The 17,220-nt window shown below is 61.4% G+C and carries 16 protein-coding genes and 1 riboswitch; of the genes, 8 read left to right on the top strand and 8 right to left on the bottom strand.

The annotated features are described in order from the left end of the window. Positions 1-144: 144 nt before the first annotated feature. The 6 genes from cobW to IEX53_RS04445 all read right to left on the bottom strand — a co-directional run bounded on the left by cobW (position 145) and on the right by IEX53_RS04445 (position 5,270). Positions 145-1,194, bottom strand: a complete 1,050-nt coding sequence (cobW, locus tag IEX53_RS04470; RefSeq protein WP_188821887.1) for a cobalamin biosynthesis protein CobW — start codon at positions 1,192-1,194, stop codon at positions 145-147. A gap of 6 nt (positions 1,195-1,200) precedes the next feature. Then, positions 1,201-1,716, bottom strand: a complete 516-nt coding sequence (gene cobU / locus IEX53_RS04465; RefSeq protein WP_188821885.1) for a bifunctional adenosylcobinamide kinase/adenosylcobinamide-phosphate guanylyltransferase — start codon at positions 1,714-1,716, stop codon at positions 1,201-1,203. Positions 1,717-1,961: 245 nt separating this feature from the next. Beyond that, positions 1,962-2,663: a CbtA family protein gene (locus IEX53_RS04460; RefSeq protein WP_188821883.1), complete on the bottom strand. Its 702-nt coding sequence runs from the start codon at positions 2,661-2,663 to the stop codon at positions 1,962-1,964. A gap of 339 nt (positions 2,664-3,002) precedes the next feature. Next, positions 3,003-3,185, bottom strand: coding sequence for a CbtB domain-containing protein (locus IEX53_RS04455; protein ID WP_188821881.1), 183 nt, complete (start codon positions 3,183-3,185; stop codon positions 3,003-3,005). A gap of 109 nt (positions 3,186-3,294) precedes the next feature. Further along, a riboswitch (cobalamin riboswitch) is annotated at positions 3,295-3,526 on the bottom strand. Between the two features lie 22 nt (positions 3,527-3,548). After that, positions 3,549-4,457 carry a DUF535 family protein gene (locus IEX53_RS04450; protein WP_236016039.1) on the bottom strand — a complete coding sequence of 303 codons (909 nt, stop codon included), beginning with the start codon at positions 4,455-4,457 and terminating at the stop codon, positions 3,549-3,551. A gap of 42 nt (positions 4,458-4,499) precedes the next feature. Further along, complete coding sequence (locus tag IEX53_RS04445; RefSeq protein WP_210311622.1) at positions 4,500-5,270, bottom strand: phosphatase PAP2 family protein; 771 nt, start codon at positions 5,268-5,270, stop codon at positions 4,500-4,502. 160 nt (positions 5,271-5,430) lie between these two features. Here IEX53_RS04445 and IEX53_RS04440 point away from each other — a divergent pair, with 160 nt between their 5' ends. Together IEX53_RS04440 and IEX53_RS04435 are read left to right on the top strand one after the other, a co-directional pair. Beyond that, positions 5,431-6,123 carry a response regulator gene (locus tag IEX53_RS04440; protein ID WP_188821879.1) on the top strand — a complete coding sequence of 231 codons (693 nt, stop codon included), beginning with the start codon at positions 5,431-5,433 and terminating at the stop codon, positions 6,121-6,123. After that, positions 6,120-7,298: an ATP-binding protein gene (locus IEX53_RS04435; RefSeq protein ID WP_188821878.1), complete on the top strand. Its 1,179-nt coding sequence runs from the start codon at positions 6,120-6,122 to the stop codon at positions 7,296-7,298. Before IEX53_RS04440 ends, IEX53_RS04435 begins: the two co-directional genes overlap by 4 nt. Before the next feature lie 48 nt (positions 7,299-7,346). Here the strand turns inward: IEX53_RS04435 and IEX53_RS04430 are convergent, their stop codons facing one another. After that, positions 7,347-8,798, bottom strand: coding sequence for a cobyric acid synthase (locus tag IEX53_RS04430; protein ID WP_188821876.1), 1,452 nt, complete (start codon positions 8,796-8,798; stop codon positions 7,347-7,349). Between the two features lie 157 nt (positions 8,799-8,955). Between IEX53_RS04430 and IEX53_RS04425 the strand changes: the two genes are divergently transcribed. Continuing rightward, positions 8,956-9,732 carry a trypsin-like serine protease gene (locus IEX53_RS04425; RefSeq protein ID WP_188821874.1) on the top strand — a complete coding sequence of 259 codons (777 nt, stop codon included), beginning with the start codon at positions 8,956-8,958 and terminating at the stop codon, positions 9,730-9,732. Between the two features lie 593 nt (positions 9,733-10,325). On the opposite strand, the gene IEX53_RS04420 is transcribed toward IEX53_RS04425, so the two are convergent. After that, the gene (locus IEX53_RS04420) at positions 10,326-10,601 is read right to left on the bottom strand and encodes a hypothetical protein (protein WP_188821872.1); all 276 of its coding nucleotides are present in this window, start codon (positions 10,599-10,601) and stop codon (positions 10,326-10,328) included. A gap of 347 nt (positions 10,602-10,948) precedes the next feature. Between IEX53_RS04420 and IEX53_RS04415 the strand changes: the two genes are divergently transcribed. The 5 genes from IEX53_RS04415 to bmt all read left to right on the top strand — a co-directional run bounded on the left by IEX53_RS04415 (position 10,949) and on the right by bmt (position 16,933). Continuing rightward, the gene (locus IEX53_RS04415; RefSeq protein WP_188821870.1) at positions 10,949-11,950 is read left to right on the top strand and encodes an ABC transporter substrate-binding protein; all 1,002 of its coding nucleotides are present in this window, start codon (positions 10,949-10,951) and stop codon (positions 11,948-11,950) included. A 240-nt stretch (positions 11,951-12,190) separates the two neighbouring features. Next, on the top strand, positions 12,191-13,078 hold the full coding sequence (locus IEX53_RS04410; protein WP_188821868.1) for an ABC transporter permease: 888 nt from the start codon (positions 12,191-12,193) through the stop codon (positions 13,076-13,078). Next, positions 13,071-14,108 (top strand): quaternary amine ABC transporter ATP-binding protein, encoded by a 1,038-nt coding sequence (locus IEX53_RS04405; protein WP_188821866.1) that lies wholly within the window; start codon positions 13,071-13,073, stop codon positions 14,106-14,108. Before IEX53_RS04410 ends, IEX53_RS04405 begins: the two co-directional genes overlap by 8 nt. Positions 14,109-14,383: 275 nt before the next feature. Next, positions 14,384-15,880: an ArnT family glycosyltransferase gene (locus tag IEX53_RS04400; protein WP_188821864.1), complete on the top strand. Its 1,497-nt coding sequence runs from the start codon at positions 14,384-14,386 to the stop codon at positions 15,878-15,880. A gap of 15 nt (positions 15,881-15,895) precedes the next feature. After that, a complete protein-coding gene (bmt, locus tag IEX53_RS04395) occupies positions 15,896-16,933 on the top strand; it encodes a betaine--homocysteine S-methyltransferase (RefSeq protein ID WP_188821862.1) in 1,038 nt (345 codons plus the stop codon). The last annotated feature ends 287 nt before the right edge of the window (positions 16,934-17,220 follow it).

The raw sequence follows: 17,220 nt of genomic DNA, 5'->3' as shown, positions 1-17,220 counted from the left end.
GATTGGCTGACACGAAGCGCCGCCCTCATCCTGTGATGTTTGAGATTGGCGCCAAGCGTTGATGAAGGCGTAATCTCCCCCCTTGAGGGGGAGATGTCCGGCAGGACAGAGGGGGGTGAGATCGACGAGCATATAAAGTCCTAATTACGCAGCAGCTTTCACAGCCCGCTCAATCGCCGCCGCATCGATATCATGCAGCCCGATCACCACCAGCCGCGAGGCCCGCTCTTCGTCCGCGCCCCAGGCCCGGTCGAAATAATGCTCGATACGCGTGCCCACCGCCTGCACCACCAACCGCATCGGCTTGCCCGGCACATCGACAAACCCCTTCAGCCGCAAAATGTCATGCGCCGCGATCACGTTCTTCAGCTTCTCGACAAACGCCTTCGGCTCCGCCACCGGACCGAGCCCCACGACGAAGCTCTCGAACTCGTCATGATCGTGCTCCTCGCCCGCCTCATGCTCCATCTCGTGGTGCGACTTGCGGTTGTTTATATCGGCTTCCGTGCCGACGCCGAGGCCCAGCAGCACATCCGCGCCGAGCTTGCCGAAGCTCGCAGGCACCATGTTCGGCACGCGGGCGGCACGGGCGGCGACGTCCTCGCGCACCTTCTCAAGCTGCGCCAGATCAATGAGGTCCGCCTTGTTGAGCACGATCAGATCGGCAGCGCGGATCTGGTCCTCATAGAGTTCTTCCAACGGGCTTTCATGGTCGAGCGCATCATCCTCGGCGCGCTGCGCATCCACCTTGTCGTGATCGTCGGCGAAGCGGCCCTCGGAGACGGCGGCAGCGTCGATGACGGTGATGACGCCATCGACCGTCACCTGCGTCTTGATCTCCGGCCAGTTGAAAGCGGCGACAAGCGGCTGCGGCAGGGCAAGGCCCGATGTTTCGATGACGATATGGTCCGGCCGGTCAGGCCGGTCGAGCAGCTTGGTCATGGTCGGGATGAAATCATCCGCCACCGTGCAGCAGATGCAGCCATTGTTGAGCTCGATCACATCCTCCTCGCGGCACGTCTCGATGCCGCAGCCCTTGAGAATGCCGCCATCGACGCCCAGATCGCCGAACTCGTTGATGATGAGCGCGATGCGCTTGCCATTGGCGTTCTCGAGCAGATTGCGGATCATCGTCGTCTTGCCAGAGCCCAGAAAGCCGGTGATGACGGTTGCTGGTATCTTTTGTCCCTGCATGGGAAATTACCCTTTCAGTTTCAGCGGCAATCCCGCCGCTATGAAATAAACTTCGCTGGAGGCCGCTGCGACCGCCTGGTTGAGCCGTCCGGCATGGTCGCGAAACGCCCGCGCCATTGCGTTATCAGGCACGATGCCGAGGCCTACCTCGTTGGAGACGAACAGCACCGTACCCGGAAGTTCGGCAATAGCCGCAACAAGCCGAGCGGTTTCATCGGCAAGGTCGCGCCCCGCCATCATGAGATTGGTGACCCAGAGCGTCAGGCAATCCACAAGCACCGCCCGCCCCTCGCCCGCATGGGCTTGCAGCGCACCGGTGAGATCGAGCGGCTCCTCGACCGTGCACCAGATCACCCCGCGCCGCTCCCTATGCAGCGCAATCCGCTCCCGCATCTCGTCGTCATAGGCTTGTCCCGTGGCGATATAGACCGCCGCGAGGCCGGATTGTTCGACCATGCTTTCAGCGAAAGCGGATTTGCCCGAGCGCGCCCCGCCGAGGACGAAAATGGTTGTTCCGGGCATCGGTTAGAGCCCTTCACTTTCAGCAGGAAGCGGCGGCGCCAAGACACTCCCCTCTACCCTCCTGAGCTTTAGTCGAAGGGCGGGCATCTCCCCCACAAGGGGGGAGATCGGCTGTGATATACGGGTTCGCCAATTGTTGGCGTTGCAAGATAAAGCGCCGTCATCGATGAAGGCCAATCTCCCCCCTTGTGGGGGAGATGTCCGGCAGGACAGAGGGGGGTTGCCTCGCGCTTCCATCGAAGGCCCTATCCTTCCAGTTCCGCCGCCGCATAACGCTGCAACAGCCAGCCGAGCGCCAGCCCCAGCACCGCCCACATGAAAAGGTTGGTCGCCAGCGACGCCACCGCATATTGCGAGGCGATGAGCGCCGGAACCGGCGAGGCAATGTCTTCCGGATGCGGCGCGCCATAGAGATGCGGCAGCACGATCAGGACGAGGCCGAGCACCCTCGCCCAGATCTCGTGCCACAGCACGATGAGGTAAAGCCCAATGGCGGAAAGGAGCACCGTCACGACCCACCACAATTGCCGCTCGCTCAGATCGGCGGCGGGCATCGCCGGCAGTTCGGGCGCAAGGCCTAGCGACGGCGCGAAGGCGAAGACGAAGAACCCCGCCAGCCCCCAATAAATGCCATTGCGCGCCGTAATGCGCCGCCCCAGAAGCAGCGCCACACCGCCGAGCGCCAGCGCAAAGCCCGCGCCCGCCACCAGATTGGCGAGAATGGTGTTGCCAAGGCGTCCGAACGGCAGCTCCGCCCCGCCTTCCTCCGCCGCGTCGGAATGGTCATGCGGCGCGGCCTCCGGCCCATGATGGTGACCGCCTGAGGCGTCCTCATAGGTCTCCGCCTTGACGATCAGCGGAACGGTTTTCAGATACATTGCGGGCGTGACGAGAAGCCCGGCGAAAAGCCCCGCAACAAGCGTGGCCAAGAGATAACGGATATACATGCGATCCCCTTTGAAGCGGGACTGATGCCTTGCAAATCATATTGAACATTGGCGGGACAGCGCCCTCTCCTGTCTGGCCGGATTGCCCCTCACCCTTACCCTCTCCCCGTGAAGAACGGGGAGAGGGAGGCGTCAACGCTGCCGCCTCTCCCTTTTCCCCTGCACCTAGCAAAAAATGGGGCGAAAACGTCCGTGTCCCCCTCTCCCCGCGCGCGGGGAGAGGGTAAGGGTGAGGGGCAATTCCAGCAACCCAGAGAGGTCTGCCTGGCGTCCGCATTTGTTCATTTATGAATGAGTGCAAGCCCAGTCGGCGCGGCTTCGATCCCGTTAAGTTTCACATCAATGGCACGGAAAGCCATACGAATGGCGCGTGTCGTGCGCCGAATCGTGCAGCGTGTCGGACTGAGCGAGCCCGACGCCATAGATGAGGAAAGCGCCGAGAAAGAGCGAGACGGCAGCCGTCGTCAGCCGGGTGGCGAGCGGCAGGGAAAGCGATTGGGAAATTTCAGTACGTGCAGCCATGACAACCTCCGTGCAGGCGCTGGAGCATGATCCCGAAAAGTTGCAGACTTTTCGGAAAAGATCATGCGTCCGAATCAAGGGGATGAACTCCCCTTGGGTGGCGGGCACCATTGCCCTCATGCGCCCGGCAGGTCTCCTGGCTCGCGGGTCAGAAGATCGGCGCCGCCTTCCCGGTTTCCCAGTGGCCGGCCGGGGGCTATCCCGGCGCATGGCATCGATCCTATCCGCTCTACAGTCGCGGGGTCGGCTGCGATATGGACGCCCGGCATGGGTCCGTCCGTCGCATTCCCTTTTGATCCCTAGGGCTTCCGCCCTCAGGAACCGAACGCAATGGCTGCACAGTATGTTTTATGGCTGTTGCCGTCAATGACGCAGCACGCTTGCGCCCGCCTTTATGCAGGCCGCCTTGCTGGCGTCGCGCCGGCTTCCCGTGCCCTCTTCCGCGGCGCGCTCGAAGGGAATGCGAAAGCCGAAGGGCGGAAAATGCACCCCGCCCCGCTCGGTCCAGTAGCCGTCGAGGTCGGCGCGCATCCGGCAGCGCCGTTTGGCCGCACGCTGGTTGATGGCGTGACGGGCATTGGACACCGCCATGAGGTAGGATACGGCGCTGCGCGTCATCATGCCCCTGAGCGCCAACAGCACCGCATCCTTGGGCCTGAGGCCGCCGAGATCGCGCGTGGCTGATATCACCGCCCGCTTCGCCTCCTCTCCGCGCGGCCCCTGCATGCCGCCAATGACGATGCTATAGGAGCCGCCGCCCGCCCGAGTGAAGATGAAGCTCGCCATGCAGAGCGCCATGCCGTCCTCGGACCGCTTCAGGCACAGCGAGAACGCCCCTTCATGACGGCAGCCGCAATTCTCCGCCAGCGAAAGCTCCAGCCGGTAGGCTTGGTCGCGCCCGGCCACAGTCCCCGCATTCACTGTGCCGCCCTGCCAGAGCTTGTCCAGTGCTTTCGGCCGCAGGATTTCGCCGGCGATTTCGAAATGCTGCATCAGCAGGTCGAGCTTCTCGCGCCGCGGCATCCGGTAGACCAGAAAGGTCGAGAGCGATTTGCGCAGGATATCGTCATGCGGCGGCACCCGCGTCTGGTATTCGCTGAAGGCCGAGAGAAACCGGAACCAGCGCAGCGTCAGCCGCGGAAAGATCAGAGAGCGCAGCCAGAAGGCCGCCGCTTTTCTCACCCGCAGCCGGAAGCCCAGGCCCGCCGCCTGACGCAAGATCGGATTGATGAGCGGCTCTTGCCAATGGCCGGCGCGCCCTTGCCTATGCATCAACATGTATCACCATTCAGAAAAGGAAAATTGGAGCGCCTGTCAGTTGGCCCTTTGGCCGAACAGCGCGCGGCGAACCGGAAGCCCTGTCCGGCGGATGACGCCATCGATCCTGCCGGCGTCAGGCGCGATGCGGCTCCACAGCCAGGCCATCGCCCATAACGTGCCGAACCATGCGATCAGCACGTCCGACAGGAAATGCGCGCCGAACAACACCCGGTTGAGCGCAACAACAAGTAAAATGGGTGTGAGCACCATTCCCACGCTGCGGCGCAGAGCGACGGGAACGAACACCAGCACCGACAAAGCCGCCGCCGCCAGCGCCGCCTCGCCTGACGGAAACGAGCAGCTGCGGCTGCAGAAGCCGGCGAATTGCCAGACCGGGGAAAACTCCGCCGCTCCGCCGAATTCGACAATGCCGGTGGGGCGCGACCGTCCGATGAAGCTCTTCCCCGCCTGCACCAGCAATCCCGGCCCGACCGCGAAGCTGGAAATCACGAAGAGCGCCTTGTGTGGAGCCAGAAACTCCATTCGGCGGGGCGAAAGCGCACAGGCGACGAGGATAACGACCATCAGCGGCAGCAGCCAATAAGGCACCGCGCGATTGAAATCCCGCAAAGCCTTCAGAAACGGACTGTCCGCCAGCGGAAACATCACCTCATCCGCAACGAGGCGCGTCACCGCCAGATCGAGGCCAGGGAAGATAATGAACACGAAGCTGACGGCGAGGAGTATCAACCCCAGCCACGCCGTGACGGGCGCGGCCTCATTCCAATGCCGCCTGTCATATAGTCTGGACGTCGTTTCCCGCATATCGAACACCTCGAATGGTTGGCTCGGCAGCGGTGTGGGCGCGCATTGTCAAGAAACGGCCAAGGGCTAGTCGATGAATGGTCAATAGTGAACGGTGAATGGTAGGCGGAAGGTTCCATTCACGCTATCAACGGGACGCAACGAACGGAGCTACAATCACGTGGACAACAGTCTCGTTCTGATCGTCGAGGATGAGCCGGAGATCGCCCGGATACTGGATGCCTATCTGGTGCGGGAGGGTTATCGCACGGTACGGGCGGCGGATGGCGAGACGGCCTTGCAGCATCACGCGCTGCTGTCCCCGGACCTAGTGCTGCTCGACGTCCGCATCCCCAAGCTCGACGGTTTCGGCGTGCTCGCTAGGCTGCGCCAGGCAGGCAACACGCCGGTCATCATGGTGACGGCGCTGGCCGAAGACATCGATCGCTTAAGCGGGCTGCGGCTGGGCGCGGATGATTATGTGGTAAAGCCCTTCAACCCGCAGGAGGTCGTCGCGCGGGTCAAGGCCGTGCTGCGCCGTGCCCGGGGTGGCGCGCAGGAGAGCGTCCGCCGCTTCGGCGAAATCGAGGTGGATTTCCATGCCCATGCGGCGTTCGTGCGTCAGGGCGACACGCGCCAACCTATCCCCCTGACGCTGAGCGAGTTCCGCATCCTCGCCCACATGATCCGCCGCCCCACCCATGCCTTCGACCGGGCCGACATTCTCGATGCCTGCCTGCCGGAGAGCGACGCGCTGGCCCGCACGGTCGATACCCACATCTCCAACCTTCGCCGCAAGCTGGAAGAACTGGGGCAGAAGGGCCTGTTCCCCGCCGTGCGCGGCATCGGTTACCGCTTCTCGGAGCCCAAATGAAAACGCGCGCTCTGCCGCTGGCAAAAGCCACGGCGCTCGTCACCGCGGCCATGCTGCTCCTCAGCGTCAGCCTCACCTATCTGGGCGTGAACTGGTACGCCAACCATCTGGAAGATGCGATCGTCGACAGCCTGCCGCCGCGAATGGCGGATACCTACCGCGCTGTAAACAATGGCGGGGTGCCCGATGCCGCGGCGCTCCAGGAATTGCTCCGCCATCTTTCATCCGTCGATGGGGCCGTCGATTTCGACAAGCCCACCGATTTTGAGCTCCAGATGTCAGTGTTGGTGTGCAGCCTTCTGTCGGCCATCCTGTGCAGCCTGATCGGCGTCTGGCTTGCCCGGCGAATTGCCCACCCGCTCCAGAAATTAGCCGATGCGGCGGAAAGCCTGAAATCCGGCGATTTTTCAGCCCGCGTCGGCGCATCGCATGCCAACACGCGCGAGGTGGCGAGCCTAGTCGAAAGCTTCAATGCGCTGGCGGTCAGCCTTGAGACGATGGAAAAACGCCTTCGCTTCAACAATATGGCCGTGGCGCATGAATTGCGCACGCCGGTGACGATCCTGCGCGGCTCGATACAGGGAATGCTCGACGGCGTGTTCCCGACCGAGCCCAAAACCCTGTCGAGCCTGCTCACCCAGGTCGAAAGCCTCTCCCGGCTCATCGAGGATCTGCGCACCCTGTCGCTGGCCATTGGGCAGAAGCTGGTGATCGACCGGCAATCGCGTGATATCGCCAAGGAGGTTGAAACCGTCCTCGACTCGGCCCGATCGATGCTCGATGCAAGCGGCCTGGCCGTCGAAACCCGCCTCGCCCCCGCGTCCGCTCCGGTCGATCCCGAGCGCATCCGCCAGGCCGCCCTCGCGCTTCTGCAAAACGCCTGCCGTTACGCCGCCGAAGGCAAGCGCCTGCACGTCGAGACCGGCGCGCTTCCAGACGGCCATATCATCATCCGCCTCACCGACCACGGCCCCGGCTTTCCCCCGGATATGGACCTTGCCGCCGCGGACCCCTTCTGGCGCGGCGACCCCTCCCGCTCCCGCGCCACCGGCGGCACCGGGCTCGGCCTATCCGTCGTCCGCGCCATCGCCACGGCACATGGCGGCACGCTCCGGCTGGAGAATGGAGAACATGGCGGGGCGGTGGTTACGGTGGTGCTGCCGGGTAAAGATTGAGAGGCAGGGCAGAGGGGGCGCTGTCCCGCCAACATTTCTATGGACACACTACCCCAGCCCCAGCAACCCCTCCACATCCAGACACCCCGCCAACTCCTCCGCCACCTCATCCAGCGCCTGCTCCACCTGCGCGCGATAAGACACAGTACCGCCGGTTACGCCGAGCGATCGTAAAAATTCCGCTCGGAATGCATCGGAGCCGAACAGCCCGTGCAGATAAGTCCCGAAAACCCGGCCATCCGGCGACACCGCTCCGTCAGGAACATTGTTCAGGATAATGGCAGGGCGCGTGCAGTCGGGCCCGGTGGTGCGGCCGAGATGGATTTCATAGCCCTCGAGCGGCACGTCGAACATCACCGAGCGCGCCGTCGAATTACGCACGGTCTTTTCCGGCTCCATGACAGTCTCGATATCGAGCAGGCCCAGCCCCTCGATTTCGCGGATGTCGCCTTCGATCCCCTCGGGGTCGCGCACCATGCGGCCCAGCATCTGGTAGCCGCCGCAAAGGCCGACGACATGACCGCCGCGCCGCAAATGCATCTGCAGGTCGCGGTCCCAGCCATTCTCGCGGAACCGCTTCAGATCGCCTATGGTGGACTTCGAGCCGGGGATAACGACGAGCCCGGCATCGGCAGGAAGCCGCTCGCCGCTGCGCACCATCACCACCTCCACCTGCGGCTCGGCCTTGAGCGGATCGAGATCGTCGAAATTGGCGATACGGTCGAGAACAGGCACGGCGACCTTAAGCGCCCTGCCCTCGCCCTTCGCCAGCCGCTCCAGCACCACCGAATCCTCCGCCGGCAGGCGCGAGGCGGCTTTCAGCCACGGCACCACGCCGAAGGAACGCCAGCCGGTGAAGCGCGTAATCGCGGCGAGGCCGTCATCAAATAGCGAGACGTCACCACGGAACTTGTTGATGAGATAGCCCGCGATCATCCGCCGGTCTTCCTCGGGAAGAATCGCATGGGTGCCGACGATGGAGGCGATGACGCCGCCGCGATCGATATCGCCAACCAGCACCACCGGCACGCCCGCCCGCGTCGCAAACCCCATATTGGCGATATCCCCGGCGCGAAGGTTGATCTCCGCCGGCGAACCCGCCCCTTCCACGATCACGAGGTCGGCCCCGGCGCGCACCTCGTCCCAGGACTGCATCACCGCTTCCATCAATCGGGGCTTCAAAAGCTGGTATTCGCGGCCCTTGGCCTGCCCCGCCACCTTGCCTTGAACGACGATCTGGCTGCCGGTTTCCGATTGCGGCTTCAGCAACACGGGATTCATATGCACCGAGGACGGCACACCGCATGCCATCGCCTGCAGCCATTGCGCCCGCCCGATCTCGCCACCATCGTCGCTGACGGCGGCATTGTTCGACATGTTCTGCGGCTTGAACGGGCGCACTTTCAGCCCCCGGCGCACCGCCCACCGGCACAGCCCGGCGACCAGCACCGTCTTGCCGACATCCGAACCCGTTCCCTGCAACATGATGGCGCGCGTCATGCCGATTGCCTATCCCAAACGTCTCACCCTGCCTAGAGAGCAAGCCTTCATATGATTCAACTGCTTGCTTCGAAAATGGGAATTCTATAAACCTCAGATTGCAATAAATATTGTAAACCACCCTGAATTTCATAAATCGATAATCGGAGGAATCATCATGAATATCAAAAGCGCACTTTCTATCGGGAGAAAAAGTACCAACTTCTGGAGAGGAGCCATCTTCGCCATCTCGACCTTGATGAACCCGCAAATGGCTGCCGCGGGAATCATTCAACCCACGGAAACAAATTACGTTAAGCTGTTTTTCACGGGGGCTAAAAGTGACGGTACATGCGGCGGTTCGTTTGTAGCCTGGGATCTGGTGCTTACTGCCTCTCATTGCCTCAAGAATGATTGGCAGTCCGTCTATTATCAATTCGGCTTCTGGTTCTCGTATAGCGATAGTATCCAACGTAACGACAGCACTCCGAATTTCATCAAATTCGATCAGCATGGCGTCCCGGTGGATCTGGCTTTGATAAAATTGAATACGCCGGTTTACGGCCTGCTTGGCACGGTGACTGCTCGAATTGTCGATCAGGAGGCATGTGCATATAAGAACGTCCCCATGCACGTTTTTCTACGCATGAGAGGCATTAAAGATCCGTGGCCACAATCTGAAATGGATGTCAGGGATGTCACCATTGAGAGCATTGGTGCATCTCGTCTAGCAAGCGGCACCGCATTGATCGCAAACGGCAGGATTGGGATTGAAGGAGATTCAGGGGGGCCATTGATGCTGACTCAACAAGACCCCCTACGAACCGCGCCCATACAAAGCGGAGTTTTAAATGGTAGCAGCGGCGTAACCAACATGACCTATTTCGCCGCATTGTGCAAATATTCCAATGACATCAAGAGATTTGCAAAACAATTGGGGAGCAGCATTCCCTAAGCTGGCTGGCCAGTAGAGCGGGAGGGCCAGGCCGGTCGCGCTCGACGGAGCCGACAGCGAAAAATTTCAAAAAACGACCGGATTCAGATTTGCTTAAGCTCTTGCTAACCTGACGGTAACGATGTGGCGCTAGAAAGGAACTCAAGACGGAAGCAACGCCGTCCCCGCTCCGGATAAGGTACTGCGTACCGGAGCTGAATCTCTCGCTGCCGCAGCGTTTCCGCGACAGCGCCATGCGTAATTTGGCAAGGCCGTGCTCTCCTCCGGGACGCACGGCTTTTGCCGTTTCAACGACTTCATTTTCGGATAAGTCGGCGGGACAGCGCCCCCCCTCTGGGCTGCCGCCCATCTCCCCCGCAAGGGGGGAGATTGCGCCTTCGTGGACGCATGAAGCTACTCACATATGTTGCAGAATAGAAAACCGTCATCGATGCCAGCCAATCTCCCCCCTTGCGGGGGAGATGTCCGGCAGGACAGAGGGGGGCGCAGTCCCGCAGGCGTATCCAACTTGCTTTTCACGAATCGTCACGCGCGCGCCGACGCAAAAAATCACAGTCGAAAATTGTCCAATTTCGCTTTCGCAAGCGGAATTATCATAGGAATATCCTGGTGCGGCGATTTGGCGCGATGCCGCTCGTCAGCCAGCCGAACCGCGCCACACCACGGACACCCGCGAGAGCAGAGATCGCGAACGGTTGTCGTCCGCGCACGGCTTGCTCCGCTCGGTTGAATTCCAGGCGATGTGAACGCGGCCGTTCCTGTTGAAAACGTAAAGCATTGCCGCACTCCGGGGCGAATTTATCGGTGGCTGCTGCAATGCGCCAATTTTCGCGCCGCGGCTGCTGCAAACTCGCCGCGGCCTGTCGCATTTAGGCTAGTCTGACGCGATTTCCGGCACCTCGATATCGCGCTTTGCTGCGCCTGCCCAAAAACCTTTCAGCCGCCCTTGCAGCACAAAAATCGGGAGGATCGGCCTTGAGTTTCCGGTTTCGATGGCCAATGCTTGGGACAGATGCCGTTGAGCGGGGCGCTTGTGACGGCATTTATTCGTGCTCGACTGGAGCGCGTCGCGAACGGGATACTATCCGTCGCTATCGAGACGCTAATTCGCCAAGCGAGGAGTTTGCATGACCTTGGGAAAAAATTGTCAGCTGGCCGCACGGCACGCCAGCGGACGCAATAAATTTTCGTGCTGTCGCAAATGGGAGACTACCTGATGAAGAAGCTGCTTGCTTCCACGATTCTGGCTGCCGGTATCGTGGGATTTGCCAATATGGCCTCCGCCGCAGAATGCGGCAATGTCACCATCGCCAGCATGAACTGGCAGTCGGCCGAAGTGCTGGCCAATCTCGACAAGATAATCCTGGGCGAGGGCTATGGCTGCTCCGCCGAAATCGTCGTCGGCGACACGGTGCCGACCATCACGTCCATGATCGAAAAGGGCCAGCCGGACATCGCGCCCGAGGGATGGGTGGACTTCCTGCCGGATGTGGTTGCCGAAGGCACGAAGCAAGGCAAGATCGTCTCCGTCTCCAAGGCGCTCTCTGAAGGCGGCGTCTCGGGCTGGTGGATTCCGAAATATCTGGCCGACGCCCATCCCGACATCAAGACGATTCCCGATGCGCTGAAGCATCCGGAACTCTTCCCCGCCCCCGAAGAGCCCGGCAAGGGCGCGGTGTTCAACGGTCCGTCCGGCTGGGGTGGCACGCGCGTCACCACGCAGTTCTTCAAGGCTTATGGCGGCGAAAAGGCGGGCTTCGTGCTGGTCGATACCGGCTCCTCAGCTGGCCTGGATGGCTCCATCGCCAGGGCTTACGAGCGCAAGCAAGGCTGGATGGGCTTCTATTGGGAGCCGACCGCGCTGCTCGGCAAATATGACATGGTCAAGCTCGGCCACGCCGCTTCCTTCGACGAAGCGGAATGGAAGCGTTGCAACACGGTCGAATCCTGCAACGACCCGAAGCCGAACGAATGGCCCAAAGATAATGTCGAGACGCTCGTCACCAAGGGCTTCGCCGACCGCGCCGGCCCTGCGCTCGATTATTTGAAGGCCCGCTCCTGGTCCAACGCCACCGTCAACAAGCTGCTCGCCTGGATGACCGATAACCAGGCCACCGGCGAAGACGGCGCGAAATATTTCCTCAAGAATAATGAGGATGTGTGGACCAAGTGGGTCACGCCGGAAGCTGCCGAAAAGATCAAGGCGGCGGTGAAGTAAACTCCGCACCCTCCCTCCCCCTTGAGGGGATTGAGGAGCGTTCGGCCGAAGGCCGAGGAAAAGCCAACGATTTGGCTTTTCCAGCAACGAACCCCGCGTTAGCGGGCGGATGGGGGTGGTGACGTTTGCGCTTGCTTCGAAGACCCTAGCGCAAACGTCGCCACCCCCACCCGACCCTTCGGGCCTCCCTCCCCGCAAGGGGGAAGGAAGGCGTCGCTGCTAAAGGAGAACCACCACCCAATGGAATGGCTGACCCGCTTCCCTCATCTGGACGACGCGACGCTCACCGCGTTGAAGAAGTCGATCGATGAGGGCTTTCGAGCGTTCACGCGCGCTTATGGCGACAGGATCGAGGCATTGTTCGATCCGCTGCAATATTTCCTGATCCAGTCCGAGCGTTTCATGACCGGAACGCCCTGGCCCATCATCCTCGCGCTCATCGCGGGCATCGCCTGGTTCGCCAGCCGCAGCTGGAAGATCGTGGCAGGCACGGTCGTCACCCTCCTCCTCATCGGCCTCTTCGACATGTGGACCGACACGATGAAGACGGTCTCGATGATCTTCGTCTGCACCGTGCTCTCCATCGCCATCGGCATCCCGACGGGCATTCTCATGTCCCGGTCCGACCGTTTCCAGAGGATCATCAATCCCGTGCTCGACGTGATGCAGACGATGCCGAGCTTCGTCTATCTGATCCCCGTGGTGATGCTGCTTGGTATTGGCCGCGTTCCGGGCCTCATCGCCGTCGTCATCTATGCCATTCCGCCGATCATCCGCTTGACCAATCTGGGCATTCGCCTCGTGGACAAGGATGTGCTGGAGGCCGCCGACGCCTTCGGCTCGTCAAGCTGGCAGAAGCTCAAGAATGTGCAGATGCCGCTGGCGCTTCCGACCATCATGGCCGGGATCAACCAGACCATCATGATGGCGCTCGCCATGGTCGTCATCGCCTCCATGATCGGCGTGCAGGGGCTGGGCCAGCCGGTGCTGAAGGCCATTTCCAACCAGTATTTCACGCTCGGCATCTTCAACGGCCTCGCCATCGTCGGCATCGCCATCATCTTCGACCGGGTTAGCCAGGCCTATGGCAAGCGCCTGCAAAAGCATCTGGAGACGATCCATGGCTGATATTCAGGCGACAGGGATAACAATCCGCAATCTCTACAAGATTTTCGGACCCAACCCCAAGGCGCATATCAACGCCGTCAAGCAGGGCATGTCCAAGACGGAGCTGAACGCCCGCCATGGTCATGTGCTTGGCCTCAAGGACATCAACATCGACATGCCCGCCGGGTGCATCCAGGTGGTGATGGGCCTGTCCGGCTCGGGCAAATCCACGTTGATCCGCCATATCAACCGCCTGATCGACCCGACCGCGGGCGAGGTGCTGGTCGACAATACGGATGTGGTGAAGATGAATGAGGGCGAACTGCGCCAGTTCCGCCGCCACAAGACGGCGATGGTGTTCCAGAAATTCGCGCTGCTACCGCACCGCACCGTGCTGGAAAACACCGTCTACGGGCTGGAAATCCAGGGTGTTCCCCGGGCGAAGCAGCTCGAGGCGGCAAGGCGCTGGATCGGGCGCGTCGGATTGGAAGGCTTCGAGGACAGCTATCCCAACCAGCTATCCGGGGGCATGCAGCAGCGCGTCGGGCTGGCGCGGGCGCTTGCCAACGACGCCCCTATCCTCCTGATGGATGAGGCGTTTTCCGCGCTCGACCCCCTGATCCGCATGGACATGCAATCGGTCCTCCTCGATCTTCAGAAGGAAATCCGAAAGACCATCGTCTTCATCACCCATGATCTGGACGAAGCGCTACGCCTCGGCGACCGCATCGCCATCCTGCGCAATGGCGAGATCGTGCAGCAGGGCACCGGGCAGGATATCGTGCTGAAGCCCGCCGACGATTATATTGAAAGCTTCGTCAAGGAGGTCAATCGCGGCCGTGTCATCCTCGTCGACGCTGTCATGACGCCGGGCATTCATAACGAAAGTGCGAGCCTCCCCTCCGTCCCCACCGGCACGGTCCTTGAACAGGCCGCGCGAATCATGGCGAAGGAGCGCGTTGGCGAACTCCATATACGCGACGCGGACGGAAAACCCGTCGGCCATGTCGATATGCAAAGCATTCTTTCCGCTATGGTGACGGGATATTAAGAAAATCCTATTGAGTTTCGGCTTCTTCTTGTAGTTCTTTACACTTAAGCTTCCATTTTACTTCGGCTGAGCTCGTGAAATCCAGGAGGCCACGCTCGAAATCCATTAAACATTATTCACCGTTCACTATCGCGCTATCTTGCCACGCCATTGTCATTCCGCCGTTGTAATCCCGCCAGGATTCTGGGAAAAGGCGGGCTTGCGGGTTATGATTGGAGCAGGGGCATATTAATCTCCTGAATGGCATGATGCATTCTACAGGATCGGCGGCGTTCATGAAACCGGACGAGACGATATCGACGGCCTCTCCCCGGCGCGTGCTCGGCATGCATCCGGCGCTGCTGTTCGTCCTGATGTATTTTGCTTTTCAGGCCGTTTTCGTCACCTTCGTTTCCAACGGCGCGGGCCTCGACGATGCCGAACAACTCGCCAATATCGGCTATCTCGCCTGGGGTTATGGCGGCTCCCAGCCTCCCCTTTATACATGGATCAGCAGCTTGGCGACCGCAATTCTCGGCACCAGCCTCCTGACCCTGCAGATCGTCAAGTTCGGCCTGCTTGCCAACATGTTCGCCAGCGTCTATGGCGGCATGCGCCTGCTGGGCCTGCCGCGCAACGTAGCAGCCGCGGGAATGCTCGGCCTGTTCCTCATTCCCCAGATCGGCTGGGAATCGCAGCGCGCGCTGACCCACTCCGTCGCCGGCACCACGGGCTGCGCCTGGGCGTTCCTGGCCTTTGCGTGGCATATGCGGTCGCGCACCAGCCTCTCGGCGGGACTGTTCGGGCTGGCGATGGCCGCCGCCTTGCTTGGCAAGTTCAATGCCGGCTTCTTCATCGCAACCCTCATGATCGCCGCGCTGACAGTTCCGGCCTATAGAACCGCTCTTCTTTCGCGCCAGACCTTCATTTCCATAGGCGTGTTTGCCATCCTTCTTGCGCCGACCGCTCTCTGGATGCTGAATCACAGAAACAGTGTCCTCGCCCGCTCGGGCAAGTTCGAGATCGGCGCCACGGGCAATTTCCTGCTTGACCGCGTGGTGGGGCTGGGGCGCCTCCTGGAGGTCAGCCTTCTCTTTGCCGCCCTCGCCCTCGTGGTCGCACTTATTGTCTACGCTCTTCATCGCGGCAAGAGAACGCCCTTCCCCGCCCCCTCCATCCCGCTTCCGGGGGAGCTTTTCCTGTCGCGGATCATCATTGTCGGCCTTGTCCTGGTGTTCGTCGGCGTTGCCCTGACCGGGGCGACCAATGTCAAGGACCGCTGGCTGCAGCCGGTGTTGTTTCTGCTTCCCGCCTGCCTCGCCTGGCTCCTCTATCATTATCGTTTGCGGGAGCAGGCGCTACGCGATTTCAGCATTGCAAGCATTGGCTTTGCCTGTCTGGTAACGCCCATTCTGGCCGTCAACCTGACCTATGGCAGCAGCCGAAACGATCCGCCCATCGGTCAACTCGATTATGCCCAATTGTTCCGGCAGGTGCACGAAGCGGGTAATTTTTCCACGGTTCTGGCCGATTATCCGCAAATACCCGGCAATTTCCGGCTGTTGGACCCATCGCTCGGGGTGGCATATCCCGAGGCGCCGGATATCGCCACGCGGCTTGCCAGGCCCCTGCTCGTGCTCTGGTTCGGTGGCGACACGCCTCCGCAAAAGCTCATGGACATCCTCCAGGCGTCGCATATCATGCTCCCTGCCGGCAAAATCCGCAGCACGAATATTGCCTATCGCACCCGTCCGGACATCACGGTCCCGGTGCACTACATCATCATTGATTGATCCATCGGAAAGAATATGAACGCCATTTTGCCGAACGTTCTCACCGACCTCATCGCTGAAAAAGGCGTCCTGCTTGCCGATGGCGCGACGGGAACCAATCTCTTCGCCGCGGGGCTGGAATCGGGCGAGGCGCCGGAACTCTGGAACGAGAGCAACCCGGAGAAGATCGAGGCGCTGCATCAGGGTTTCATCGACGCCGGGGCGGATATCATCCTGACCAATTCCTTCGGCGGCACGCGGCATCGCCTGAAGCTGCACCACGCGCAGGACCGGGTATTCGAGCTCAACAGACAAGCGGCGGAACTCGCCCGCGCCGTCGCCGATAAGGCTGGACGCAAAGTCATCGTCGCCGGCTCCGTCGGCCCGACAGGGGAACTGCTGGTGCCGCTCGGCGCCCTCACCTATGAGGACGCGGTCGCCGCATTTAGGGAACAGCTCGAAGGGCTGAAGGCCGGCGGCATTGACATCGCCTGGATCGAGACCATGTCCGCTCCCGATGAAATCCGCGCCGCCGCCGAGGCTGCGATTTCGCTGGACCTGCCTTATGTCTATACCGGCTCGTTCGACACCGCCGGCAAGACCATGATGGGTCTGCACCCCAAGGATATCCATCAGGTCGCCGACGGACTGGCGCAGAAGCCCGTGGCGGTCGGCGCCAATTGCGGCGTCGGCGCGTCCGATATTCTCTCCTCGCTTCTCGATATGACGGGTGCGGACCCCGCTGCCACCATCGTCGTCAAGGGCAATTGCGGCATTCCTGAATTTCGCGGCTCGGAAATCCATTATTCCGGCACGCCGGACCTGATGGCGAACTACGCTCATATGGCGATCAATGCCGGCGCGCGGATCATCGGCGGCTGCTGCGGCACCTCCTTCGCCCATCTCGCCGCCATGCGCCAGGCGCTGGACAATCACACCCCAGGCCCGCGCCCGACCATCGAAACGATCGTCGAAGCCATCGGCCCCCTGCGCAACAAACCCGCCGGAAATGACGCCGACACGCCCCGCCGGGAGCGGAAGGGACGGCGGGGGGGCTTAGAAGGTTCATTTTAAATGTCGGCGGGACAGCGCCCCCCTCTGTCCTGCCGGACATCCCCCCCTTCTCCGCCGTCATCCTCGGGCTTGACCCGAGGATCCCAGGCTTAGGGGCGGGGACGGTAATATCTCTCCCCACGGGATATTGAATTATTAACCCCGATATTGTTCGCTTCCGGTCTGGATTGCGTCAGTGAGGCGAAAAGGTCAGTGCCCCTCAGCCGTGGATCCTCGGGTCAAGCCCACTGCTGTCCGGTTTAAATTTCTGGACAAGGTGCATGACATTGATTCTACTCGCTTTCAGA

The sequence above is a fragment of the Paramesorhizobium endophyticum genome, assembly GCF_014640615.1.
Classification (GTDB): Bacteria; Pseudomonadota; Alphaproteobacteria; order Rhizobiales; family Rhizobiaceae; genus Paramesorhizobium; species Paramesorhizobium endophyticum.
Note: the sequence above shows the minus strand (reverse complement) of the source record. Positions and strands in the feature narration are given on the sequence as shown.